This is a genomic window from Micrococcus luteus NCTC 2665 (genome assembly GCF_000023205.1).
Classification (GTDB): Bacteria; Actinomycetota; Actinomycetes; order Actinomycetales; family Micrococcaceae; genus Micrococcus; species Micrococcus luteus.
In genome coordinates this window covers 2,461,069-2,484,590 of the sequence record NC_012803.1, presented here as the reverse complement: position 1 = coordinate 2,484,590, position 23,522 = coordinate 2,461,069, and the positions used below count along the sequence as shown (strand labels likewise).

General features: G+C 69.9%; 22 protein-coding genes and 1 pseudogene. 13 read left to right on the top strand and 10 right to left on the bottom strand.

From position 1 onward, the window contains the following. Positions 1-50: 50 nt before the first annotated feature. Positions 51-1,196 (top strand): acyltransferase family protein, encoded by a 1,146-nt coding sequence (locus MLUT_RS23085; RefSeq protein ID WP_010079789.1) that lies wholly within the window; start codon positions 51-53, stop codon positions 1,194-1,196. Beyond that, on the top strand, positions 1,169-2,188 hold the full coding sequence (locus tag MLUT_RS23080) for an acyltransferase (protein WP_010079790.1): 1,020 nt from the start codon (positions 1,169-1,171) through the stop codon (positions 2,186-2,188). The genes MLUT_RS23085 and MLUT_RS23080 overlap by 28 nt, the downstream gene beginning before the upstream one ends. 107 nt (positions 2,189-2,295) lie before the next feature. Here the strand turns inward: MLUT_RS23080 and MLUT_RS23075 are convergent, their stop codons facing one another. Continuing rightward, a complete protein-coding gene (locus tag MLUT_RS23075; RefSeq protein ID WP_010079791.1) occupies positions 2,296-3,381 on the bottom strand; it encodes an inositol-3-phosphate synthase in 1,086 nt (361 codons plus the stop codon). Between the two features lie 168 nt (positions 3,382-3,549). On the opposite strand from MLUT_RS23075, the gene MLUT_RS23070 reads away from it, so the two are divergent. Next, positions 3,550-5,082, top strand: a complete 1,533-nt coding sequence (locus MLUT_RS23070) for a glycosyltransferase family 87 protein (RefSeq protein WP_010079792.1) — start codon at positions 3,550-3,552, stop codon at positions 5,080-5,082. On the opposite strand, the gene MLUT_RS23065 is transcribed toward MLUT_RS23070, so the two are convergent. Continuing rightward, positions 5,073-5,405 carry a hypothetical protein gene (locus tag MLUT_RS23065; protein ID WP_231936634.1) on the bottom strand — a complete coding sequence of 111 codons (333 nt, stop codon included), beginning with the start codon at positions 5,403-5,405 and terminating at the stop codon, positions 5,073-5,075. The genes MLUT_RS23070 and MLUT_RS23065 overlap by 10 nt on opposite strands. A gap of 107 nt (positions 5,406-5,512) precedes the next feature. Between MLUT_RS23065 and MLUT_RS23060 the strand changes: the two genes are divergently transcribed. The 5 genes from MLUT_RS23060 to rplI all read left to right on the top strand — a co-directional run bounded on the left by MLUT_RS23060 (position 5,513) and on the right by rplI (position 9,306). Beyond that, positions 5,513-7,000, top strand: coding sequence for a M18 family aminopeptidase (locus MLUT_RS23060; RefSeq protein WP_010079794.1), 1,488 nt, complete (start codon positions 5,513-5,515; stop codon positions 6,998-7,000). Between the two features lie 305 nt (positions 7,001-7,305). Then, positions 7,306-7,611, top strand: a complete 306-nt coding sequence (gene rpsF, locus MLUT_RS23055) for a 30S ribosomal protein S6 (protein WP_002857790.1) — start codon at positions 7,306-7,308, stop codon at positions 7,609-7,611. A 132-nt stretch (positions 7,612-7,743) separates the two neighbouring features. Further along, positions 7,744-8,346, top strand: coding sequence for a single-stranded DNA-binding protein (locus tag MLUT_RS23050; protein ID WP_010079795.1), 603 nt, complete (start codon positions 7,744-7,746; stop codon positions 8,344-8,346). 230 nt (positions 8,347-8,576) lie between these two features. Beyond that, the gene (rpsR, locus tag MLUT_RS23045) at positions 8,577-8,816 is read left to right on the top strand and encodes a 30S ribosomal protein S18 (RefSeq protein WP_002857788.1); all 240 of its coding nucleotides are present in this window, start codon (positions 8,577-8,579) and stop codon (positions 8,814-8,816) included. 28 nt (positions 8,817-8,844) lie between these two features. Further along, entirely contained in the window at positions 8,845-9,306 is a 462-nt protein-coding gene (gene rplI / locus MLUT_RS23040; RefSeq protein WP_010079796.1) for a 50S ribosomal protein L9, read from the top strand. Between the two features lie 208 nt (positions 9,307-9,514). Here rplI and MLUT_RS23035 read toward each other — a convergent pair whose 3' ends face one another. Next, the gene (locus tag MLUT_RS23035) at positions 9,515-10,390 is read right to left on the bottom strand and encodes a DUF3800 domain-containing protein (protein WP_012751158.1); all 876 of its coding nucleotides are present in this window, start codon (positions 10,388-10,390) and stop codon (positions 9,515-9,517) included. Between the two features lie 135 nt (positions 10,391-10,525). Here MLUT_RS23035 and MLUT_RS23030 point away from each other — a divergent pair, with 135 nt between their 5' ends. Next, positions 10,526-11,749 (top strand): MFS transporter, encoded by a 1,224-nt coding sequence (locus MLUT_RS23030; protein WP_010079798.1) that lies wholly within the window; start codon positions 10,526-10,528, stop codon positions 11,747-11,749. Between the two features lie 40 nt (positions 11,750-11,789). Here the strand turns inward: MLUT_RS23030 and MLUT_RS23025 are convergent, their stop codons facing one another. Together MLUT_RS23025 and MLUT_RS23020 are read right to left on the bottom strand one after the other, a co-directional pair. After that, complete coding sequence (locus MLUT_RS23025; protein WP_010079799.1) at positions 11,790-12,905, bottom strand: succinylglutamate desuccinylase/aspartoacylase family protein; 1,116 nt, start codon at positions 12,903-12,905, stop codon at positions 11,790-11,792. Then, positions 12,902-13,432, bottom strand: coding sequence for an ATP-dependent zinc protease family protein (locus tag MLUT_RS23020; protein ID WP_010079800.1), 531 nt, complete (start codon positions 13,430-13,432; stop codon positions 12,902-12,904). The genes MLUT_RS23025 and MLUT_RS23020 overlap by 4 nt, the downstream gene beginning before the upstream one ends. Positions 13,433-13,459: 27 nt before the next feature. On the opposite strand from MLUT_RS23020, the gene rimK reads away from it, so the two are divergent. Beyond that, positions 13,460-14,695: a 30S ribosomal protein S6--L-glutamate ligase gene (gene rimK, locus MLUT_RS23015; RefSeq protein ID WP_010079801.1), complete on the top strand. Its 1,236-nt coding sequence runs from the start codon at positions 13,460-13,462 to the stop codon at positions 14,693-14,695. A gap of 15 nt (positions 14,696-14,710) precedes the next feature. Here rimK and MLUT_RS23010 read toward each other — a convergent pair whose 3' ends face one another. Next, on the bottom strand, positions 14,711-15,937 hold the full coding sequence (locus MLUT_RS23010; RefSeq protein ID WP_010079802.1) for an acyl-CoA dehydrogenase family protein: 1,227 nt from the start codon (positions 15,935-15,937) through the stop codon (positions 14,711-14,713). A gap of 25 nt (positions 15,938-15,962) precedes the next feature. Beyond that, positions 15,963-17,138 (bottom strand): CaiB/BaiF CoA transferase family protein, encoded by a 1,176-nt coding sequence (locus MLUT_RS23005; protein ID WP_012751156.1) that lies wholly within the window; start codon positions 17,136-17,138, stop codon positions 15,963-15,965. Positions 17,139-17,871: 733 nt separating this feature from the next. On the opposite strand from MLUT_RS23005, the gene dnaB reads away from it, so the two are divergent. The 3 genes and pseudogenes from dnaB to MLUT_RS23755 all read left to right on the top strand — a co-directional run bounded on the left by dnaB (position 17,872) and on the right by MLUT_RS23755 (position 22,006). After that, entirely contained in the window at positions 17,872-19,260 is a 1,389-nt protein-coding gene (gene dnaB, locus MLUT_RS23000; protein ID WP_010079804.1) for a replicative DNA helicase, read from the top strand. Between the two features lie 29 nt (positions 19,261-19,289). Beyond that, positions 19,290-20,954, top strand: coding sequence for an AIPR family protein (locus tag MLUT_RS23760; protein WP_231936618.1), 1,665 nt, complete (start codon positions 19,290-19,292; stop codon positions 20,952-20,954). Positions 20,955-21,108: 154 nt separating this feature from the next. Next, positions 21,109-22,006 (top strand): annotated as a pseudogene (locus tag MLUT_RS23755) (IS5 family transposase). A gap of 226 nt (positions 22,007-22,232) precedes the next feature. On the opposite strand, the gene MLUT_RS23490 reads toward MLUT_RS23755, so the two are convergent. From MLUT_RS23490 to MLUT_RS23485, 3 genes are all read right to left on the bottom strand, one after another. Next, a complete protein-coding gene (locus MLUT_RS23490; RefSeq protein WP_010079806.1) occupies positions 22,233-22,493 on the bottom strand; it encodes a hypothetical protein in 261 nt (86 codons plus the stop codon). Next, positions 22,471-22,809 (bottom strand): hypothetical protein, encoded by a 339-nt coding sequence (locus MLUT_RS23865; protein ID WP_134377334.1) that lies wholly within the window; start codon positions 22,807-22,809, stop codon positions 22,471-22,473. Before MLUT_RS23865 ends, MLUT_RS23490 begins: the two co-directional genes overlap by 23 nt. A gap of 438 nt (positions 22,810-23,247) precedes the next feature. After that, positions 23,248-23,427, bottom strand: a complete 180-nt coding sequence (locus tag MLUT_RS23485; RefSeq protein WP_010079808.1) for a hypothetical protein — start codon at positions 23,425-23,427, stop codon at positions 23,248-23,250. Positions 23,428-23,522: the final 95 nt, after the last annotated feature.

Here is a 23,522-nt window from a genome sequence, read left to right as displayed (position 1 = left end):
ATAGCCGGAGGCTTTGGCCCATCCAGGTCCGGATGGGATGATCGACCGCTGTGAGTTCCGACCAGCGCACCGCGCCCGTGCCCCGCCATGCCCTGTCGCCCCAGGACGGCGCGCCCGCCGTCAAGGTCGGCACGCGGGTCAGTCGCGGCCCCGGCCGGGTGACCGCCCTCGACGGGCTGCGGGGGATCGCGGTGCTCGCCGTGCTCGTCTTCCACGCCTGGCCCACCTTCCTGCGCGGCGGGTTCGTGGGCGTGGACATGTTCTTCGTGCTCTCCGGCTTCCTCATCACCACCGGCCTGGTCCGCGGTGTGGACGCGGGCCGGGGCGTGGCGCTGGGCACCTTCTGGATGAAGCGCGTCCGACGCCTCATCCCGGCCATGCTGATGGCGCTCGTGGGCACCACCGCGCTCGCGTGGCTGGCGGTGGACGAGTTCCCCGCGGGCCTGGGCCGCCAATGGTTCGGCGCCCTGACCTACACCAGCAACTGGGTGATGATCCTCGAGGGCGGGGACTACTTCAACCGCGCCTCGCCGCCTCTGTTCGAGCACCTGTGGTCCCTGGCGATCGAGGAGCAGTTCTACATCCTCTGGCCCCTGCTCCTCTGGGGGCTGCTCCTGCTCACCTGGCCGCCGCGCAGCACGGTGAACTCGGGGCGGGTGGCGGACCGACGCCGCATCCTCGCGGTCGCGGTCGCGGCCGTGGCCTCCGCGGCGTGGATGGCCTGGGGCTCGTGGCACGGGTTCGAGCAGGCCCGCCTCTACTTCGGCACGGACACCCACGCCTTCGGCCTGCTGTTCGGCGCGTGCGTGGCGATCGGTCTGGCCCACGTGCCCCGGCCCGAGCACGGCGGCCCCGAGCCGCGGACCTCGGCCACGCGGGTGGCCGTCGCGTGGGGCGCCGTCGCGGTGCTCGCGGCGGGCTTCGCCCTGGTCGACGGCGGCCACGCGAGCACGTACCGCGGGGTGCTGGCGGGCCTGTCCGCCGTCGTCGCGTTCATCGTCTGGCACGTGGTGCAGGGTGACCGGCGCGACTCGCTCTCGCGCGTGCTGGGCAACGGGTTCCTGCGCTGGTGGGGGCGCCGCTCCTACGCCGCGTACCTGTGGCACTGGCCGCTGCTCGTGATCATGCGCGTGATGGTGCCCGTGGACGCCCCGGGTGGGCCGAACCCGTGGCCGCGGGAGCGATCCTGCTGCTGACCGCCCTGCTCGCCGACCTGAGCACCCGGCTGATCGAGGAGCCCATCCTGCACGAGGGGTTCAGGGGCGCCTTCGGCCGCTGGGGCGCGGCCGCGCGGCGGGCGTTCACGGGCGGGGCCGGGCCGATCGGCCGGTTCGCGGCCGCCGCCACGGTGCTGGGGCTCGTGGCCGTGCCCGCGGCGGCCATGGCCGCCGTGGTGCACTCGCCCGCGCAGACCCAGCTCGAGCAGGACATCGCCCAGGCGGAGGAGTCCCTCAAGGCCGCCGAGGCGGCGCAGCAGGCGGCCCGCGAGTCCCGGGCGGCGGAGCAGTCGAAGCGGGCCGAGGCCGAGGCGTCGGCCTCGCCCGGCTCACCCGCCCCGGGGGACGCGGAGGGCTCCGCGGGCGCGACGCCCTCGCCCGGATCGTCCGCCGAGCCGTCCGGGCTCGGGCTCGGCGACCCGGCCGTCGCGCGCCCCACGTACTCCAAAGAGCAGCTCACCGCGGCCCTGCCGCCGTCCGAGCTCGGCCCGGACGTCACCCTGATCGGCGACTCCGTCTCGCTCTCGGCCGCGCCCCAGCTCATGGAGCAGCTGCCCGGGATGCTGCTCGAGGCCGAGGTGGGCTACCAGATCTGGGACGCCGCGGACGAGATCGAGAAGCTCAAGGCGGACGGCCAGCTGAGCGACGTCGTCGTGGTGGCCCTGGGCGCCAACGGCACCACCCATCGGGGCGACTGGGAGAAGATCCTGGCGGCCGTCGGCGAGGACCGGCTGCTCGTGCTCGTGGTGCCGCACGGCCCGATGGACTGGATCGCCGACGTGCAGAGGCAGATGGAGGCGCAGGCCACGGCGCACCCGGATCGGATCGTCCTGGCGGACTGGGACGCCGTGGCGAAGCAGCACGTCACGGACTTCTCCGCCGACGGCGTGCACCCCCGCGCCGACGGCCAGGCCATGTACGCCCAGCTCGTCCGGCTCACCATCGAGGACCGGCTCGGCGTGCGGCGCTGAGCGCGGTGGCCGGGGCGGCACGCGCCCCCACGACGACGCCGGCCCGTCACCTCCACGGGGAAGGTGACGGGCCGGCGTCGTGCGCGGTCTGCGGGGGACCGGGCGGGTTAGCGCTCGATGTCGCCGCGGATGAAGGCCTCCACGAGCTCGTGCGCCGCGTCGTCGTTGTGCTGCACGGGCGGGGACTTCATGAAGTAGGACGAGGCCGAGAGGATCGGCCCGCCGATGCCGCGGTCCAGGGCGATCTTCGCGGCGCGCACGGCGTCGATGATCACGCCGGCCGAGTTGGGGGAGTCCCACACCTCGAGCTTGTACTCGAGCGAGACGGGGGCGTCGCCGAAGTTGCGGCCCTCGAGGCGCACGAACGCCCACTTGCGGTCGTCGAGCCAGGCCACGTAGTCGGACGGGCCGATGTGCACATCCTTCTCGCCCAGCTGCGCGGAGGTGTTGGAGGTGACGGCCTGCGTCTTGGAGATCTTCTTGGACTCCAGGCGCTCACGCTCGAGCATGTTCTTGAAGTCCATGTTGCCGCCCACGTTGAGCTGGTAGGTGCGGTCCAGGGTGACGCCGCGGTCCTCGAACAGCTTGGCCATCACGCGGTGGGTGATGGTGGCGCCGATCTGGGACTTGATGTCGTCGCCCACGATCGGCACACCCGCGGCGGTGAACTTCTCGGCCCACTCCGGGGTGCCGGCGATGAACACGGGCAGGGCGTTCACGAACGCGACGCCGGCGTCGATCGCGGCCTGGGCGTAGTGCTCTGTGGCCCGCTGCGAGCCGACGGGCAGGTAGCAGACCAGCACGTCCACCTCCGCGTCGCGGAGGGCCTGGGCCACGTCCACGGGCTCGGCCTCCGACTCCTCGATGGTCTCGGCGTAGTACTTGCCGAGGCCGTCCAGGGTGGGGCCGCGCTGGACGGTGACGTCCGCGTGGGGCACGTCCGCGATCTTGATGGTGTTGTTCTCGGAGGCGGTGATGGCCTCGGACAGGTCCAGGCCGACCTTCTTCGCGTCCACGTCGAACGCGGCCACGAACTCGAGGTCCGACACGTGGTAGTCGCCGAACTGCACGTGCATCAGGCCTGGGACCGTGTCCGTGGCCTTCGCCTCGCGGTAGTACTCCACACCCTGGATGAGGGATGTTGCGCAGTTGCCCACGCCGGCGATGGCGACGCGGATGGGATTGGTGGCCACGGTCTGGTTCTCTCCTCGACTGTCCGGAACGGGTGCGGGCACGCGGCGCGCGCAGGGGGGCCCACACCGTTCGGCGGGGCGCTCACCCGGGGATCAACCCCGCCAGTCTACGACCGACGACGGCGGCCCCGCCCGTCCGGTGTCCGGGCGGCTTCCTAGGATGGGGGCATGAGACCGGCCCCCGCGCACGCCGCGACCCCCAGCGAGCCGCCCACTCACGCCGCGGACGGCGCCCCGAGCGACGCCGTGACCGCCCCGGGTGTCCCCGCCGGGCGTTCCGCTGACAGCGCACCGTCCGGGACCCTGCCCGCCCCCGGCGAGCGCGGCGGACGCTTCCAGCTCGCCGGCGGCCTCGCGGCGAACGGCCCCGGACGGGGGACCGGCTCCTGGGCCGGGCCCGTGGCGCTGACGGGGCTGCTGGTGGCTCTGGCCGCCGTCGTGACCGTGCTGCAGAAGTCGCCGTGCCTGCTGCACGGCTGGGGCGCCCCGGACGTCTACTACGCGGGCTGCTATTCGGACTGGGCCGCGCTCTACGGCGGGCGCGGGTTCGCGGCGGACCCGTGGGCGCCGTTCCGGGCGGGCTCCACGTTCGAGTACCCCGTGCTGATGTCCGTCGTGGGCTCGGTGGCGGCCTGGATCACGCAGGCGCTGCCGTTCTCGCCGGAGCAGGGCACGGTGGTGTTCTGGCTCGTGAACTTCGGGTTCGTGGTGGTGCTGTGGGCCGTCGTCGCGGTGCTGACCGTCCGGATGGCGGGGCGCCGGTGGACGGACGGGCTCATGGTGGCCGTGGCCCCGGGGATCGTGCTGGCCGGCACCATCAACTGGGACCTGTGGGCCGTGGCCCTGCTGGCGTGCGGCATGTACGCGTGGTCGCGCGGCCGGTCCCTGACGGCGGGGGTGCTGTTCGGCCTCGGCGCGGCCATGAAGCTGTATCCGCTGCTGATCCTGGGGCCGCTGCTGATCCTGGCGGTGCGCTCGCGGCGGTGGCGGCCGTTCCTGCTCGCGGCCGGGGGCACGGTGGCGGCGTGGGCGGCGGTCAACGTGCCGCTCATGGTCGTGAACTTCCAGGCGTGGTCCGTGTTCTTCACCTTCTCCGGCGAGCGCGGGCCGGGCCTGTCCAGCGTGTGGCACGCGTGGGACGTGACCGCCGCGCAGGCCGGGTGGGCGTTCGTGCCGGAGGACTCCCTGACCCTGCTGGCCTACGGGACCTTCGCGGTGTGCTGCCTGGGGATCTTCGTGCTCGGCGTGCGGGTGCGGCACACCCCGCGGCTGGCCCAGCTGACGTTCCTGGTGGTGGCGGCGTTCGTGCTCACCAACAAGGTGTACTCACCGCAGTTCGTGGTCTGGCTGATCCCGCTCCTGGCGCTCGCCCTGCCGCGGTGGCGGGACTTCTGGGTGTGGCAGACGGTGGAGGCGCTGCACTTCTTCGCCGTGTGGATGTATTTGGCCAAGGGGGTGGCCGAGACCCCGCCGCAGCACTCCATGGACGACTCCGTCTACGTGGCCGCGATCCTCGCGCACATGCTCGCGGTGCTGTGGCTGTGCGGGCGCGTCGTGTGGGAGATGCTGCACCCGGCCGAGGACCTCGTGAAGCGCGACCACGGCGGCCACCCGGACACCGACCCGCTCGCCGGCGCGTACGCCGCGGACTCCGGCCCGGCCCGGGGGCGCTCAGGCCGGCCGGCCGCGGTTCAGGCGTAGTCCCAGCGGTGGATCGGGCAGTCCGGGGACGACGGCGGCGCGGTCGTCCCCGTCTCGGCGGCGCCGTCCTCGCGGGGCGGCGGCGGACAGACGCACTGCGCCCCGGAGGCGGCCGTGGCCGCCTTCATCTGCTCGCGCCACATCACGTGGGGGTCGGTGGCCGGGTCCGCGGCCGCGCCGGGGTGCACCGGACGCGCGGCGCCGTCGTCGTGGGCGGGGGTGCGGGCCGCGTCCCCGTCCCGGGTGAAGCCCATCCGCACGATGGCCCAGCCGCCCACGGTCCACGCCACCAGGAGGAAGACCCCCACGGCGACGGCGATCATGATGTCCACGGCGGGCTCCTCCTGCGCTGACGGGGCGGGCGATGCGGCGGGGCCGCTTCCGGGCCAGGGTAGCCGGAGGGGGTGGTGGGGCGCGGTACGGTCGGGGCATGACCCCCGTGACCCGTGACACCGTCGCCGAGCTGCCCGCCCACCTGCGGGACCTGGCCGAGTTCGTGACCGCCTCACCCTCCAGTTACCACGCCGCGGAGGAGGTCGCACGCCGCCTGGAGGCCGTCGGCTTCACCCGCCTCGACGAGACGGTCGACTTCCCGTCGGCCCCGGGTGGCTATGTCGTGGTGCGCGACGGCGCGGCGGTGGCCTGGATCGTGCCGACGGGTGCCGGCGCGCTGGGCCGGGACGAGGGCGCTGAGGCGCGCGCGGCCGGGCCGGACGAGGCGGGGCCGAACGCCGGCGTCGTGCCGGTGTTCCGCGCGCTCGGCGCGCACACGGACTCGCCGGGGTTCAAGCTCAAGCCGAACCCGGCCACCGTGACGGCCGACGGCTGGGTGCAGGCCGGCGTCGAGGTGTACGGCGGCCCGCTGCTGAACTCGTGGCTGGACCGCGAGCTGCGCTTCGCCGGGCGTCTCGCCCTCGACGACGGCACGCAGGTGCTCGCCGCGACCGGGCCCGTGGGGCGTATCCCGCAGCTGGCCATCCATCTGGACCGCGAGGTCAACGAGGGGCTGAGGCTGAAGCGGCAGCGGCACACGAACCCCGTCGTGGGGGCGCTCGCCCCGCGCGGCGAGGACGCCGGCGAGGCGGAGGCCGACGGTCTGGCCGCCCGCGTGCCCGGTGACGTGCTGACCGCGCTCGCGGCTACCGCCGGTGTGGACCCGGCCGCGGTGCGTGGGCACGACGTCGTGGTGGCCGACGCCCAGGCGCCGGGACTCTTCGGGCTGGCGGGCGAGTTCTTCGCGTCGGGTCGGCTGGACAACCTGAGCTCGGTGCACGCGGGCCTCGTGGCGCTCGAGGAGCTGGCGCGCGAGCACGGCGGCGCCGAGGGGGCGATCGCGTACGAGGGGACCGTCGCGGGCGGGGTGGCCGGTGAGGCGTCCGGCGCCCCGGTGATCCCGCTGCTCGCCGCGTTCGACCACGAGGAGCTGGGGTCGGCGTCGCGGTCCGGGGCGGCCGGGCCGCTGCTCGAGGAGGTCATGGGGCGCGTGCTCGAGGCGCTCGGCGTGGCCGGGCAGGGCCGGGCGCGGGCGATCGCGGGGTCCTGGCTGCTGTCCGCGGACGCCGGCCACCTGGTGCACCCGAACTACGCCGAGCGGCACGATCCCGTGAACCACCCGCGCGTGAACCACGGCCCGCTGCTGAAGATCAACGCCAACCAGCGCTACGCCACCGATGCCGGGGGAGAGGCCGCGTTCGCCCGCTGGTGCGGCGTGGCGGGGGTGCCGTTCCAGGAGTTCGTCTCGAACAACGACGTCCCCTGCGGCTCCACCATCGGCCCGATCTCGGCGACCCGCCTGGGCATCCGGACCGTGGACGTGGGCCTGGGCCTGCTGTCCATGCACTCGGCGCGCGAGATGTGCGGTGTGCGGGACGTGGAGCACCTGACGGCGGCCGTGCGGGAGTTCTTCCGCGGGGTGTGAGGCTGCGCGTGGGGGCGCGAGCCAGAGATTTCTGCTCCTGGATGGCCGCGAGCCAGAGATTTCGGTCGTAGAAGCGGCCGGAAAACGACTGAATCATCTGGCTCGCGGGCTCGACGCGCGGGAGGCGTCGGCGCGGGAGGCGCCCGCGCACGTGGACGCCGCGCCAGCGCCCCTTCGTCGAACTGCTAGGATTCATCAGGTTGTCTGTGTGCCGCCGAAGAGCGCGGAGCATCGCACGGACGACGAGCACAGAACCTCCTGCCGCGGAGATACCGCGGCCGCAAGCCCAGAGGAGGTGGGTTCGCATGCGTGCTTATGAGCTGATGGTGCTGATCGACCCTGAGGTCGACGAGCGCACCGTGGAGCCGACCCTGAAGAAGTACCTCGAGGTCGTCACGAACGCCGGCGGCACCGTCGACAACATCGACGTGTGGGGTCGCCGCAAGACCGCCTACGAGATCCAGAAGAAGTCCGAGGCCATCTACGTGGTCGTCAACTTCCAGTCGGAGCCGGCCGCCACCCAGGAGCTGGACCGTCTGCTGAACCTCAACGAGACGATCCTGCGCACCAAGATCATCCGTCCGGAGGAGCAGAAGATCACCGCTGAGTGATCCTCGTACCGTGTCCGGAGGGTCTGAGAGCATCGGATCAGTCCCCGACGCCCCCACCGGAACCCCGCTGAGCAGTCCCGGATCCCCGGATCCGGTCACTGACCGGCAGAACCCCCGAAGACAGGAGTGACCATGGCAGGCGAGACCGTCATCACCGTGGTCGGCAACCTCACCGCCGACCCGGAGCTGCGCTTCACCCCGAACGGCGCGGCCGTCGCGAACTTCACCGTCGCGTCCACGCCCCGCACGTTCGACCGTCAGACCAACGAGTGGAAGGACGGCGAAGCGCTGTTCCTGCGCTGCTCGGTCTGGCGCGAGGCCGCGGAGAACGTGGCGGAGTCGCTGACCAAGGGCATGCGCGTGATCGTGCAGGGCCGCCTCAGGGCGCGCTCCTACGACGACCGGGACGGCAACCGTCGCACCAGCTGGGAGCTGGACGTGGACGAGGTCGGCCCGGCGCTGCGGTTCGCCACGGCCAAGGTCACCCGCGCCCAGCGCGGCGGTGGCGGCGGCGGTGGCTTCGGCGGCGGCCAGCAGGGGGGCGGCTTCGGCGGCTCCCCGGCCGGCGGCGGCGCCGGGGGGAACAACGACGGCGGCTTCGGCGGCGCCCAGCAGGGCGGCGGCTGGGGCGGCCAGCAGCAGGGCGGCGGCCAGGCCGCACCGCAGGACCCCTGGTCCGGCGGCGGCGGTGGCGGCGGATGGGACACCCCGTCCTCCAACGAGCCCCCGTTCTGATCCTGCACTGACCGGGCGCGGCCCCCACGGCCGCGACGGACACGGAACACCACGGACCTCTCCGTCCGGGCGCACGTCGCCCGGAGGGCCGCCCCGGCGGCCCATCCCACCCGCGACCCGGCACCGCCGGGCCGCACCGCACACGGCCCCGTGCCCCGCATGGGACGCCGCGTGATCCCATCCCGCAGAACCGTTCTGCGGGCTCCAGAGAACTCTGAAGGAGCACCACGATGGCGAAGGCTGAACTCCGCAAGCCCAAACCGAAGTCCAACCCGCTCAAGGCCGCCAAGATCACCGAGATCGACTACAAGGACGTGGCCCTGCTGCGCAAGTTCATCTCCGACCGCGGGAAGATCCGTGCCCGTCGCGTGACCGGCGTGACCGTCCAGGAGCAGCGCAAGATCGCCCAGGCCGTCAAGAACGCCCGCGAGGTGGCCCTGCTGCCCTACGCCGGCGCCGGCCGCGGCTGATCGAGCGAGCGAAGGAAGGAACACCCAGATGGCAAAGCTCATCCTGACCCAGGAAGTGGCCGGTCTCGGCACCTCCGGTGACGTGGTCGAGGTCAAGAACGGGTACGCCCGCAACTACCTGCTCCCGCGCGGTTTCGCCACCGTGTGGACCAAGGGCGGGGAGAAGCAGGTCGAGTCCCTGCAGAAGGCCCGCGCGGCCCGCGCCGTGGCGAACCTGGAGGACGCGCAGGCCCAGGCCGCGCAGCTCCAGTCCGCTCCCGTGCAGCTCGAGCGCACCGCCGGTGCGGAGGGCCGCCTGTTCGGCGCCGTCCAGACCGCCGACGTCGCCGAGGCGATCGAGGCCGCCGGCCTCGGCTCCGTGGACAAGCGCTCGATCACCCTGCCGGCCCACATCAAGTCCGTGGGCAACCACGAGGCCCAGGTCCGCCTGCACGAGGACGTCATCGCGACCGTCCAGCTGCAGGTCGTGGCCGCCAAGGCCAAGAAGTGATCATCCGCTTCTGAACGCGTCGAGTACGCGTCATCCGCCCGATGATGCCCCGCCCGTTCCACTCGAACGGCGGGGCATCATCGTGTGTAGGGCGCGATAGGGTGGTGCCAACTGTTCGGTGTCCTATACACTGAACTGACGACCGGGAGGGGTTCTCAACGCCCCGTGGCTCTCAATAGGGAGCCCCCGGTTTCTTTTTCACGCAGATTCAGTCGAGACCGCTGTCCCAGTCGTGTCGCCAGACGAACGTTGGCGCGCCGTCATTTCGCCACCCCAATGTCGCTCCGGGATACCGAGCAAACTCGATCTGATGGATCTCGCGGTCAACGCTGCCCCAAGGGGCAGATCGCCGGGCGGGCCCGGCGAAACGCCCGAAGGGATAAACCTTGACCCCATATCCATTGGGATCTCCGGACGGAGAGCAGGCCGTGCTGCGCAGGAACGTCCGGACATACCCGGGGTCGTTTGAGTTGAAGTAGCGGGAGATCGCGCCCGCCGCCAAGTCAGCGACCTGAATTCCGATGCTCTCTTCGGATGGGATGAAGGCGATGGTGTCCAGGATCCGGTCATATTTCAGGAACTCGGACCCATTCCGCATCACCTCCCGTAATGCCTTGTCATCGGCCTGTTCCTCGTCCATGAGGACCAACGCATGCGTCGCGTGCTTCTTTGCGTTCATTTGAATGCGCTCGAGGAGGGGGGTGAGGGCCTCCTTGAGTGGGTGAGCCTCCTCGCGCAATTGCCTCTGGTCTACGACAACGCACAGGAATTCGACGGAGGGCACTTGAGCTGCCTCACGCAGTGCCGAGTACACGAACGCGCGACGTTCATTCGGGTCCGTCAGCCCAGCGCGGATCATCCAATGCGGCTTGCGCGGCTTGTTGTCCTTGCTTCGCCCGACCTGATTGAACTTCAACTCGACGGGATGCCCCAGCGGCATGCCGTAACGCTCCGCCACGGCGCGGATCTTGCTGCCCAGCTCCGGGACCCGGGCAGCCTCGATGCCGAACCCTCCGAGCGCGAAGTAGGGCTTCGTGGGATCCCCACTGCGGTCGCCGGAGTCGTCGAAGTAGTAGACTCGCACATACCCTCCTCATTCCGTCTGCACATCATCCCATCCGATCCGGAGCATGAGGCGATCAGTGATCTGGTGGTCCCCTGCGCGAACCTCAGGCCGGATTCTCTTCGGGGCCTCGTGCTGTGGGGGAACATGGAGGCCATGCCCTCCGCCCCACCGCCCTCCGACCCCGCCGGCTCGACGGCGGCCCCGCGCCCGCCGCTGTGGACGCGCCCGTTCATCCTCGTCAGCGCGACCTACCTGTTCGTGGCGATGATCTTCTACACGCTCATGACCGCGATGGCGCTCTACGCCGTCACGTCCTTCGGCGCGTCGGACGCGGAGGCCGGCGTCGTGGTGGGGGCGTTCGTGCTGGGCGCGGTCCTCACCCGCATGACGACGACGCCCGCCACCTTCGCGTGGGGGCGGCGGCGGGTCCTGCTCGTCGCCTTGGCCTGCTACGTCCTCACGACGGCGGCGTACCTCTGGGCGGACTCCCTGGCCACGTTGACCGCGGTGCGGCTGCTCAACGGCATGTGCTTCGGTGCGGCCGGCACCGTGCTGGCCACGGCCGTGCAGCGGATCGTCCCGCCGGTGCGCCGCTCCGAGGGCACCGGCTGGTTCTCGACGTCCATGACGATCGCGGGCGCCGTCGGGCCGATGGTGGCGCTGCAGCTGAGCACGGCCCTCGGCTACGACGCCCTGTTCCGGGCGTGCATCGGCTTCACGGGCATGGCCCTGCTGATCGCCCTGTTCCTGCGCGTGCCCGAGCCGCCGCTGACGGGCCGGTTCCGGCTGCACCGGGCGGACGTGTTCTCCGCGGAGGTGGCGCCGGCGGCGGGCGTGGCCCTGGCCTCCGGGTTCATGTACGGCGGCATCCTCGCGTTCATGGCCACGTTCGCGCAGCAGCAGGGCTACCCGGCGACGGTGCCGAGCCTGTTCTTCCTGCTCTTCGCCGTGGGCACCATCGTGGGCCGCACCGTCCTGGGCGTGCTGCACGACCGGCACGGGGACAATGCCGTCGTCTACCCGATCCTCGCGGGGATGGCTGTCTCCTACGCGGTGCTGGCGCTGTGGCGGGAGCCGGCGGGCATGCTCGTGGCCGGCGCCCTGCTGGGGCTGACCTACGGGCCGGTGGTGAGCGTGTTCCAGACCATCGCGATCAAGGTGGTCCGACCCACCGAGATCGGCGTCGCCACGGGCACGTTCTTCCTGCTCCTGGACCTCGGCACCGGCCTCGGCCCCATGGTGCTCGGCGCGGTGGCGGCCGCCGTCGGGATCCCGGTGATGTACCTGCTCTCCGGCGGGGTCGGGGTGGCGCTGCTGCTCTACTACCGGCTCGTGCACGGCGGCCGGGCCATCGCCCGGCGCCCGTCCCCGGCCTGAGCGGGGCGGCTCCGGCGCGCGGACGGCGCCCCGCGGCCGCTCATGCGTCCCATCCTCCGATATGCACGAGGGCGTCGCCGCGGTGCACCAGGGGTGCCTCGGTGCGGCCGATGACCACGCCGGTCAGCTCGGCCTTCACGTGCGCGAGGCGGCGGCCGAACGAGTTGTAGAGCGCGCCGATCCGGTCCCCGGCGCTCACGCGTTCGCCGAGGGAGACGTGCAGGTGCACGAGGCCGTCCGCGCGGGCGCGCACCCACGTGGACTGCCACACCAGGTACGGGGCGTCCTGCTCGCCGTCGACGACGTCGGGGTGCACGGCGGCGGTGTCCTCGCCGGTGGCGTCGGTCGCCTCGGGCACGTCCGTGGTCCGCTCCTCGGGGACCTCGCCGGGCAGCGGCCCGGGGGCGTCGACGACGGCGTCCGGCCCGGGCTCGGTGAGCCCGACGTCCGCGGGGTCCACCATGTCCAGGGCGGCGAGCACGCGCAGGACCCCGTCCACGCCGGGGGCGATCGCGTACTCGTCGAACCGCCAGGCCTCGCCGGCCTCGTAGAGCAGCACGCGGGCGCCGGTCTCGCGGGCCGCGGCGCGCAGGGAGCCGTCCCGCAGGCGGGCGTGGAAGAGCACGGGGGCACCGAACGCCTCGGCGAGCGCGCGGGTCTGGGGGTCCTCCAGGTCGCACCGGATCTGCGGCAGGTTGGAGCGGCGGTCCGCGCCGGTGTGCAGGTCGATGCCCACGGTGCAGCGGCCGATCACCTCGGTCATCATCAGGTGTGCGATGCGCGAGGCCAGCGAGCCCCGGGCGGAGCCGGGGAAGGAGCGGTTCAGGTCGCGGCGGTCCGGCAGGTAGCGGTCCCCGGCCATCACGCCGAGCACGTTGACGATGGGCACGGCCAGCAGGGTGCCGCGCAGCTGCGTGGGCTGCAGGCGTTCCAGGACGCGGCGGATGATCTCGACGCCGGCCACCTCGTCCCCGTGGATCGCGGCGGAGACCCACACGGTGGGCCCGTCCTCGCGGCCGTGCAGCACGTGCACGGGCAGGGTGACGTCCGCGCCGGTGACGAGCTGGGAGATCGGCAGGGACAGCTCGTGGCGGCGGCCGGCCGCCACCTCGACCCCGCCGAACGCGAAGGGGGCGCGGGCGGGGCGAGGGCTCACGCGCGTCCCCGGTTCCGGCGGCGCACGCCGCGCGGCGGCTGCCCGCCCACGTACGAGGCGGCGGGGTCCACGAGGAGGCCGCCGGCGGCCAGCGCGGTGCGGCCCACGAGCATGCGGAAGCCCATCTCGTCCCGGTGGGTCAGGGTCACCTCCGCCTCGATCGTGCGGCCGGCCAGGGTCAGCGGCATCACGACGACGACGCGCTCCTGCGCCGTGCCGTTCGAGGAGCGGACCGTGCGCAGGTCGGCCACCGGCAGCTCGGCCGTCCGCGCGTCCGCGGCCGAGGTCTGCCACGGGTGCACCTCGAACCGCGCCCACGCGGCGCCGTCGCGGGTGAACCGCTCGATGCCGAAGGCGTGGAGCGCCGAGGTGCGGGCGCCGGTGTCGATCTTGGCCTTGATCCATGGGGTGTGGGCGGCGGGCAGGCCGACCCATTCGCGCCAGCCCACCAGCCCCGGGCGAGCGGCGCCGTCGTCGGTGGGGGGCACGCCGTGGGGGGCCGGGGCCGTGTGCTTAGATGCAGACACGCCCCTCATCCTCCCAGGAAAGCGGTCATGAAGCTCGCCATCCTCTCCCGTTCCCTGCGCGCCTACTCGACGCAGCGCCTGAAGACCGCGGCGCTCGAGCGCGGCCACCAGGTGAAGGTCCTGGACACCCTGCGCTTCGGCATCGACCTCAGCTCGGACGAGCCCGATCTGATGTTCCGCGGCCGCCCCCTCTCCGGCTACGACGCCGTGCTGCCGCGCATCGGCAACTCGGTGACCTACTTCGGCACCGCCGTGGTGCGCCAGTTCGAGCAGATGGACGTCTACACGCCCAACACGGCCGCCGGGATCATGAACTCGCGGGACAAGCTGCGGGCCACACAGATCCTCTCCCGCCACGAGATCGACATGCCCGCCACCGTGTTCGTGCGCAACCGCGGCGAGGTCTCCACGGCGATCGACATGGTGGGCGGGGCACCCGTGGTGATCAAGCTGCTCGAGGGCACCCAGGGCATCGGCGTGATCCTGGCGCCGACCAAGAAGGTGGCCGAGGCGATCATCGAGACGCTGCACGGCACCAACCAGCAGGTGCTCATCCAGCGGTTCGTGGAGGAGTCCAAGGGCAAGGACATCCGCGCGCTCGTGGTGGGGGACCGCGTGGTGGCCGCGATGCGCCGCCGGGCCCAGGGGGACGAGTTCCGCTCCAACGTGCACCGCGGCGGCACCGTGGAGCGCGTCGAGCTCTCGCCCGAGTACGCGGAGACCGCCGTGCGGGCGGCCCACATCATGGGCCTGCGCGTGGCGGGCGTGGACATGCTCGAGGGCGAGCACGGCCCGCTGGTCATGGAGGTGAACTCCTCCCCGGGGCTGCAGGGCATCGAGGCCGCCACGGACCTGGACGTGGCCGGCGCGATCATCGACTACGTCGCGGACCAGGCCGGCTTCCCCGACATCGACGTGCGCCAGCGCCTGGCCGTGTCCACCGGGTACGGGGTCGGTGAGATCACCGTGCACGCCGGCTCCGGCTGGGTGGGCCAGTCCATCGAGGACTCCGGGCTGCTCGCGAAGGACCTGCAGGTGCTCACCCTGCACCGCGGCACCTCCGTGTTCCCCAACCCCGCGGACACCAAGGTCCTCGAGGAGGGCGACCGGCTGCTCTGCTTCGGCAAGACCGAGAACATGCGCGCCCTCATCCCCGCCCGCGCCCGCCGCCCCAAGCGCGTGCGGAAGCTGCCGGCCACCCCGATCCTCGCCTCCGTGGCCGAGGAGGCTCCGGCGCCCGAGGCGCCCGCCGACGACGCCTGAGCCCGGGCGCGGGGCTCAGCGGGCCGGGGCGAACGCGCCGATGCCCGTGAGGTGCCGGCCGAGCGTGAGCTGGTGGACCTCGTCCGTGCCCTCGTAGGTGCGCACGGACTCGAGGTTGTTCGCGTGCCGCAGCGGCGAGTGCTCCAGGGTGATGCCGTTGCCGCCGAGCATCTCGCGGGCCTCCCGGGCGATGCCGATGGCCACGCGGCAGTTGTCCAGCTTGCCCGCCGAGATCATGGCGGGGGTGAGCGGGCCGGCGTCCTTGGCGCGGCCGATCTGGTGCGCCAGCAGGTAGCCCTTGCCGATGGCCACGGCCATGTCCGCGAGCTTGGCCTGCGTCAGCTGGTGGGAGGCCAGCGGCACCCCGAACTGCTGCCGCTCCATCGCATAGTCGAGGACGGCGTCGAAGGAGTCGCGGGCCGCACCCATCGCACCCCAGATGATCCCGTAGCGGGCCTCGTTGAGGCACTGGAAGGGGCCCTTGAGCCCGACGGCGGAGTCGGCCGGCAGCATCGCGGAGGCGGGCAGGCGCACGCCGTCGAGGTGGATCTCGCACTGCACCGAGGCGCGCATGGACAGCTTCTGGGTGATCGCCTCCGCGCGGAATCCGGGAGTGTCCGTGGGGACCACGAAGCCGCGCACCCCGCGCCCGTCGCCGGGCTCGCCGGTCTGCGCCCAGATGATCGCGACGTCGGCCAGGGTGGCCAGCCCGATCCACCGCTTGACCCCGTCGAGCACCCAGTCGCCGCCGGGCTCCTGGCGGGCCGTCGTCGTCATGGAGGCCGGGTCCGAGCCGGCGCCCGGCTCGGTGAGGCCGAAGCAGCCGACCGCCTCGCCGATGGTCATGCGCGGCAGCCACTGCGCCTTCTGCTCCTCGGAGCCGTGCTTGTGGATCGCGCCCATCGCGAGCGAGCCCTGCACGGAGACGAAGGTGCGCAGGCCGGAGTCGCCGGCCTCGAGCTCCTGGGCGGCGAGGCCGTACTCCACCGCCGAGCGGCCGGGCATGCCGTGGCCCTCGTAGGGCATGCCGAGCACGCCGAGACGGCCCAGCTCGGGGACGATCTCGCGGGGGAACACGGCGTCGTCGTACCAGCGGGCGATGTGCGGGCGGATGTGCTCGTCCACGAAGCCGCGCACCTGCAGCGCGACGGCCTTCTCCTCGGCGGAGAACAGGGAGTCCAGGCCGACGACGTCGGCGCGGCCGAGGAACGAGTCGGCTTCGGCGTGGAACGGGGTGGTCATGGCGGGGGTCCTCTCTGCGGGGTGGTCAGCGGGCGTCGAGCCAGGTGTTGACGGCCGCCGTGTCCGCGCCGAGCGCGGGGGGCGCGTGGCGCGGGTGCGCGACGGGCGGGTCCCACTGCACCGGGTGGCGGAACTGCCGGCCGGCGGGGGCGCCGGAGCGGTCCTGGACCTCGACGGTCGGCTCGAGTCCGAGGGACTCGGCCAGCTCGACGCCCTCGGCGACGGTGGACACGAGGCCGACCGGGAGCCGTTCGGCCTGCAGCACGTCCCGCCAGTGGGCCGCCGTCTCGGCCGAGAGTGCGTCCTCCAGGGCGGTGCGCAGCTCCTCGCGGTGCTCGACGCGGTCCGTGTTCGTGGTGAAGCGCGGGTCCTCGGCGAGCTCGGGGACGCCGAGGGCTGCGGCGAAGGTGCGGAACTGCGCGTCGTTGCCGATGGCGACGGCGAGCGGCGCGTCCCGGCACGCCAGCAGCTGATAGGGGGCGATCGAGGGGTGGTCGTTGCCCATCCGCCGCGGGACGACGCCGGCGCCGAGCCAGGCCTGGCCCTGGTTGGCGAGCGCCCCCTGCAGCGAGGAGAGCAGGTTCAGCCGCAGGTGGGCGCCCTCTCCGGTGCGCTCGCGGCGCAGCAGGGCCGCGAGCACGCCGGCGGTGAGGTCTTTGGCCGTGAGCACGTCCACGAGGGCGACGCCCGCCTTCATCGGGGCGTCCGGTTCGCCGGTGATGCTCATGAGACCGCCCGCGGCCTGGACGATGAAGTCGTAGCCGGGCAGGTCCCGGCCCTCGCGGTCGCCGAAGCCGGAGACGGCGGCGTAGACCACGGACGGGTTCTCCCGCGCGACGTCGTCGTAGCCCAGACCGAGGCGCTCCATGGTGCCGGGCTTGAGGTTGTGGACCACGACGTCGGCCCGGGCGGCCAGGGCGGCGGCCCGCCGCTGGTCCTCGGGGTCCTTCAGGTCCCAGCCGACCGACTCCTTGTTGCGGTTCACGGACTCGAAGTAGGTGGCGCCCGTCGCCGAGCGGGGCGGGGCCCAGCCGCGGGTGTCGTCGCCGCGCTTGGGGTGCTCCACCTTGATGACGCGCGCCCCGAGGTCCGCCAGCGTCATGGTGGCGAGCGGGCCGGCGAGGACGCGGGAGAAGTCGGCGACGAGGACGCCGTCGAGGGGGAGCGAGGCCGGGGAGGGAGCGGTGGTGGCCGGGGGCACGGCGGACTCCTCACTGTGGCGGACGACACGACGACGGGTTCCACCCAAGCACCGTGCTCACGTTCCGTCCAATGACTCTGGGGCGGGTCACCGACGTGCGTGAGTCATCGGTGCCGGGCGGTCCGGGGCGGCCGGGAGAGGTGGGCACGGGGAGGACCCGGGGCCGCGCGCAGACGCTGTCAACTTCGCCGTCCCCAGATCCGGGCACCTTGTCCACAGGAGTTGTCCACAGATGTGGAGGGTGTGGATGACGGTGTGGATAGGCGTGTACCAGGCGGTGTGATGAGGGCGCAAACGAGGGTGCTGTCAAGTCCCGCGGTCGGGCCCGAAAGGGGGGGCGGAGAATCTTCCTCCACAGCTCTGGGGATCGCATCGTCCCAGGTCAGAGCCGGATTCTGGGAGTGGCTGAGCGGTTGTCCCCAGAGCGGTCCCCAGGCGATCCACACGACACGCCGCCGAATCCACACGTTGTCCACAAGGCCTGTGGGAAACGCGGTTGCCCAGCCTCCACGGCGCGCGTAGTGTCGCGTGGTATCCCCAACGCGAGGGCGGGTATTGGCCGCAGGTGACCACTGACAGGCGCGCATCCGCTCGGACCGTCGCCCCGGGGACCGTCGCACCGTCCGCCTGCAGGAGGGTGCGACGGCACGGGCGGTGACAACAGAGGAATCAGGGCCGGGAAGACCGGCGAGGGCCGCCGTCGTGCGGGCTGTGGGAAGGGAGTCTCCGGACGTTGACTGAGAACTACGGAGACTCGGGCTCCTACGACGGCGGCCGTTCCTCTGAACGCTTCCTGCCGCCCCAGGACCTGGAGGCGGAGCGCTCGGTGCTGGGCGGCATGATGCTCTCCAAGGACGCGATCGCGGACGTGGTGGAGCTGCTGCGCGGCCACGACTTCTACCGGCCGAGCCACGAGATGATCTACGAGGCGATCATCGACCTCTACGGCCGCGGTGAGCCCGCGGACGCCGTCACCGTGGCGGACCTGCTGAACAAGCGCCAGGAGCTCAGCCGCGTGGGCGGCCCCGCCGTGCTGCACGAGCTGATCCAGTCCGTGCCCACCGCCGCCAACGCCAGCTTCTACGCGGAGATCGTGGCGGAGAAGGCCGTCCTGCGGCGCCTCGTCACCGCCGGCACCAAGATCACCCAGCTGGGGTATCAGGGCGACGGCGAGGTCGAGGAGATCGTCAACGAAGCGCAGTCTGAGATCTACAAGGTGGCGGAGAACCGCCAGTCCGAGGACTACGTGCGCCTCGCGGAGATCATGGAGCACGCCGTCGACGAGATCGAGGCGGCCGGCAACCAGGGGGAGGGCCTGACGGGCGTCCCCACCGACTTCTACGACTTCGACGAGCTGACGCAGGGCCTGCACGGCGGGCAGATGATCGTGATCGCGGCGCGCCCCGCCGTCGGCAAGTCCACGCTCGCGCTGGACTTCGCGCGAGCCGCGGCCATCCACCACAACATGGCCACCGTGTTCTTCAGCCTCGAGATGGGCAAGAACGAGATCGCCATGAGGCTCTTGAGCGCCGAGGCGACGATCGCGCTGCAGGACCTGCGCAAGGGCACCATCCGGGACGACCAGTGGTCCAAGATCGCGGCAACCGTGGGGCGACTGAACGAGGCGCCGTTCTTCATCGACGACTCCCCGAACATGACCATGATGGAGATCCGCGCCAAGTGTCGGCGGCTCAAGCAGAAGAACAACCTCAAGATGGTGGTGCTGGACTACCTGCAGCTCATGAGCTCGGGCAAGAAGGTCGAGTCCCGTCAGCAGGAGGTCGCCGAGTTCTCCCGTGCTCTCAAGCTGCTGGCCAAGGAGCTCGACGTGCCGGTCATCGCGTTGAGCCAGTTGAACCGTGGCAGTGAGCAGCGCACGGACAAGCGGCCGCAGGTGTCCGACCTGCGCGAGTCCGGCTCGATCGAGCAGGACGCGGACATGGTGATCCTGCTCCACCGTGAGGACGTGTACGACAAGGAGTCCCCCCGCGCCGGCGAGGCGGACCTGATCGTGGCCAAGCACAGGAACGGCCCCACGAAGACCATTGTGGTGGGGTTCCAGGGGCACTACAGTCGCTTCAGCAACCTCGCACAGGATGGCGGGGGTTCTGGGGGGTTCTAGGCCCCTGATGGATGGCTAAGGAGCCCTAGGTGAGCAAGTTCCACGTGGACCAAATCGCAACTCGTATCCGCGAGCTGTACTCGACGGATTATTGGGACGCAAACCTTTCGGATGTAAATAACCTTTCCCGCTTGCTTGCCCGCTATGCCGTAGATCTCACGATTCCTGAGTCAAGCGACAGTGGGAATCAGCGTATTGTCGAAGTAATCGACGGTGGCGAGGACCGCGGGATCGACGCGATTGGGATTGATTTTGTGTCCCAGTTGGTCGTTCTGGTTCAGTCAAAGTGGCGTCAGGACGGATCGGGCACAATGGACCTGGCCGGACTGCTAAAGTTTCGCCGCGGAGTCGAAACCCTGCTAGGCATCAGGACGGATAACGTCCCCGTGAGTGCATCTCCTGAAATGCGTATGGCAGTATCGGATATTTTGAAGAAACCAGGCACCCGGATGCGCTTCATTGCTGTAACAACTGCGCAGGAAGAGCTCCCCACGGAACAGCAAGAGTCTATGAATGAACTTTTGTCATCAGTTAATGAAGGGGGAGCAAGTGAGCCCATTGCGAGTTTTGTACACTTGGGTCAAGGTGCTCTCTTTGACTCTATTGTTGAGCGAGAGCCTATGGATCTTGACCTCAACATGCAGATTTTTAATTGGGGGAAGATCGATGAACCCAGGCGGATGGTTTACGGGCGTGTAGACGCTGCCCAGATTGCCCAGTGGTATCGTGACCATGAACACAAGCTTTTCGCAGAGAATATTCGCCTAGTTATCCCACGGTCCGATATCAACGACGGCATTAGAAAGACCCTCACATCCGAGCCTGAAAACTTTGCCTACTTTAACAACGGAATTACTATGGTGGTCCGTGATATGCAGGTTGCTCCCGCGGGGTCTGCGACCCGCGAAGCGGGGTACTTCACTGCCAAGGGTGTATCTATTGTGAACGGGGCCCAGACCGTCTCTACGATCGGACGGATTTCTAAGAGCGAGGGTAGCCTTGATTTTCTCGAGGCAGCCTCGGTAATGATTCGTTGTATTGTCGTGAGTGATGAAGAAGCCGAGTTCGGTAGGCTCGTAACTCGATACGCCAACACCCAGAATGATGTTTCTACCCAAGATTTCGCATTCCTTGACGCCGAACAGCATCGCCTTAAGTCCGAAATTAAGGTAATGGGTTTCGAGTATCTTTTGCGGTCGGGCGAGGATGTTCTCACGGAGTCCTCCGATAAGAGAATTGACGTCCGCAGCGCGGCAATCGCTCTGGCCTGCGCGCACCGGGATGTGGAACTGAGTGTCTTGGTCAAACGCGAGATTTCACAACTCTTCTCGGACAGGTATAGAACGATTTTTAATCCTTCCACTGATCCGCGACTCCTTGTTTCATCTGTGCTGGTGAATCAGGTAGTCGAGAATAAGCTCGGTGAGCTAGAGCCTCTTACGGAGGGGGTGAAGAATGGAGTTATAATTCATGGCAAGCGTGTAATTTCGCACCTGATCTTGAGGGGTATTGGAACTACTAATCTAAGTTCCTCTGAGTTTGCCATCGAGAACTATGATTCGTGGATCGAGGACGAGTGCGAGAGGATCGTCGCCGCGCTTGTGGAGAATTTTCCGGATAATTCGTACCCTGGTAATGTTTTTAAAAACACCATTCGTGTACGTGCTTTGCTTAACGAGAGTTCCCTCCTGTGAGCTCGGGTGTTATGTGAGGGCTCGGATGGGCTGCGTTGCGAGGAACTTCAAGCAAACACTTGGCATCGGAGGGCGCTACCTCGTGATGGTCAACGCGGCGAGCATGTTGTTCAGGTTGCCCTAGGGCGTGTTGCTAAAGGGTTCGGGGACGTGGATGCGCGAGTCTGGGGTCATGTCGCGTGATGTCATCTCGGACGAGGTCTGGGCCGTGATCGGCCCACTGTTCCCCGAAGCCAAGACCACCGGGCGTCCGCCCGTGGATCGGCGCGCGGTGGTCGAGGCCACCGCGTGGCGCTTCCGCACCGGGGCGCCGTGGCGGGATCTGCCCGAGCGGTTCGGGAACTGGAACACGATCTACAAGAACTTCAACCGGTGGGCCGCCCAGGGCGTGTGGGAGCGGGTGCTGGAGAAGACCCAGTCCATGGCACAGCAGGCTGGCGAGCTGGACTGGGTGGCCTCGATCGATTCCACGATCGTGCGCGTCCACCAGCACGGGGCGACCCTGCCCCGCCCCACAGGGGGCCTGGATGAACTACAAGAAATCCGGGGACGAGCCGGCTGATCATGCCATCGGACGCTCCCGCGGCGGTCTGACGACGAAGTCTCATCTGGTCTGTGATGGCAAGGGCAGGGTGCTGGCGTTCGTGGTGACCGGCGGCCAGGTCGCGGACACCTCGATGCTGGCCACCACGATGGAGCAGATCAGCGTTGCCGGGGCCCGTGGGCGGCCCCGGATACGGCCTGACCGCCTGATTGCGGACAAGGGCTACCCCTCGAAGGCGAACCGGGCTTGGCTGCGCCGGCATGGCATCGCGGCCACGATCCCCGAGCGGGCCGATCAGATCGCGCACCGGCGCCGCCGCCCAGGAAGACCGATCGACTTCGGTGAAGACCAGCGCCAGCGCTACCGGGGACGCAATGTCGTGGAGCGGTGCTTCAACCGGCTCAAACAGTGGCGAGGGATCGCGATGCGTTCGGACAAGTACGCCCGGAACTATCACGCCGGGCTCAGCCTCGCAGCGACACTGCACTGGCTGACTACCCTACTTTAGCAACACGCCCTAGGGACTGTGGTGCGCCCAAATAGCAGACGCTATGCGGGTAGTCAGTGTCAGTGAACGGCTTGACATCCAGGTAGCAGGACATAGTTTGTACCGCCTCATTGCGTTACATAAGGGCAACGAAGCCGGTGACTTTTGGGCCAGCCCGTCCCGCGCACAGCGGCGCCGGACCACTCCAAGGGTGCGGCGTCATCGGCGTCCGTGGGGGCAGGCAACCTCAGCCCGCTCGCACCGCCGCCTCGTCCGTCACCCGCAGCCGCTCGCCGATTAAGGCGCCGATTGCGGACAGCGGGGAGCTGACCACGAGGATGATGAGATGATGGCCGGGGTGAACGTCTACACGGGGTTGCGTGACGATCAGCCAGGAGGCTTTGGAGCGCAGGAAGTCGGAGGTTGCGCCGGCCGGGTTGTAGCCGACAGTGGTGTCGGAGTTGCGGTACTCGGCCGGGAATCGCTCAGTGAGAATGCTGCCCGTCACCGCGTAGGTGATGGACAGCAGTCCGATGCCTGTGGACGCGGCCGAGGTGATGGCCCATGCCTGGCCGATGTCGATCAGGGGCGAATAGTGGCCACGCCGCTGGCGCCGTGTTGATGCCGCCAGCCATGGTCACTCGGTCCGGGCCCCAGGACGCATCCACGCGGCCGACGAGCAGGATCACGAGAATTGGCACGACGGCGGCTACCAGGGTCGCGTTGATCATGGCCAGGCGGTACACACCGAGCGTGTTGGTGGCGTAGCTGAACGCTAAGGTGTTCGTCGCGTAGAAACTGCCAGAGCCCAGAAGCGCGGCCATGATCGCCATGATTGGGCGGCCGCCGAGATTCTGGAGCTCCTCGCAGACCGGCGACCCCTACATCTTCACCCAAATGCACAGGGCGATGGCCAGGATCGGCATGCGAAGAGGAACAGTAAGCGCCAGCCCCATGCGTCTACGAACTCCGTGGGGAGCATGAGCGCCAGCGCGAAGACGCCGGAGGGGATCAGGGTCCCTTGCGGGGAAGCCGAGCTGCATCATGGCGGCGTAGCGGCCGCGCTGCGCGTAGTGCGTGCTCGATCGCGACGGCGGCGGCCCGCATCAACCGCCGCTCACGGCCAGGCCCTGTAGGAGGCGCAGGACGGCCAGGATGATCGGCGCAGCCAAGCCGATGCATGCGCAGGTCGGCAGCAGGTCAATGGCCCCGGTCGCGGCGCCTCTCAGCACCACGGGGAGGACCAACGTGGGGCGTCGGCCTCAGAGGTCGTCGAGGATGCTTAACCTGAACGCGCCGACCGGACGGGCCGCGAAGCCCATGCCGAAGATCACTAAGAAGCCGCGGATCGCCGCTGTTGGGTTTAGCTTGGTGAAGAAGATAGAGCGTATGGCGATCGCCCTGCAGATGACCCACTTGTAGGCGCAGAGCCCGTACTTCACCGAGAGTTCCTCCCTGGTCCGCAGGGTGGGCAAAGGCCTCGGCCTGAACGGCGTCGACGTGCTTGCCGTGGCAGGCCATGGCTTCACCAACTGCA

Bases quoted from the DNA above. Each gene is read 5' to 3' on its own strand.
- MLUT_RS23865 (WP_134377334.1), bottom strand. From the start codon at position 22,809: ATGGCCGCGCTTCTGGGCTCTGGCAGTTTCTACGCGACGAACACCTTA.
- MLUT_RS23070 (WP_010079792.1), top strand. From the start codon at position 3,550: ATGAGACCGGCCCCCGCGCACGCCGCGACCCCCAGCGAGCCGCCCACT.
- rpsR (WP_002857788.1), top strand. From the start codon at position 8,577: ATGGCGAAGGCTGAACTCCGCAAGCCCAAACCGAAGTCCAACCCGCTC.
- MLUT_RS23010 (WP_010079802.1), bottom strand. From the start codon at position 15,937: ATGACCACCCCGTTCCACGCCGAAGCCGACTCGTTCCTCGGCCGCGCC.
- MLUT_RS23060 (WP_010079794.1), top strand. From the start codon at position 5,513: ATGACCCCCGTGACCCGTGACACCGTCGCCGAGCTGCCCGCCCACCTG.
- rpsF (WP_002857790.1), top strand. From the start codon at position 7,306: ATGCGTGCTTATGAGCTGATGGTGCTGATCGACCCTGAGGTCGACGAG.
- rplI (WP_010079796.1), top strand. From the start codon at position 8,845: ATGGCAAAGCTCATCCTGACCCAGGAAGTGGCCGGTCTCGGCACCTCC.
- MLUT_RS23030 (WP_010079798.1), top strand. From the start codon at position 10,526: ATGCCCTCCGCCCCACCGCCCTCCGACCCCGCCGGCTCGACGGCGGCC.
- MLUT_RS23065 (WP_231936634.1), bottom strand. From the start codon at position 5,405: ATGATCGCCGTCGCCGTGGGGGTCTTCCTCCTGGTGGCGTGGACCGTG.
- MLUT_RS23050 (WP_010079795.1), top strand. From the start codon at position 7,744: ATGGCAGGCGAGACCGTCATCACCGTGGTCGGCAACCTCACCGCCGAC.
- rimK (WP_010079801.1), top strand. From the start codon at position 13,460: ATGAAGCTCGCCATCCTCTCCCGTTCCCTGCGCGCCTACTCGACGCAG.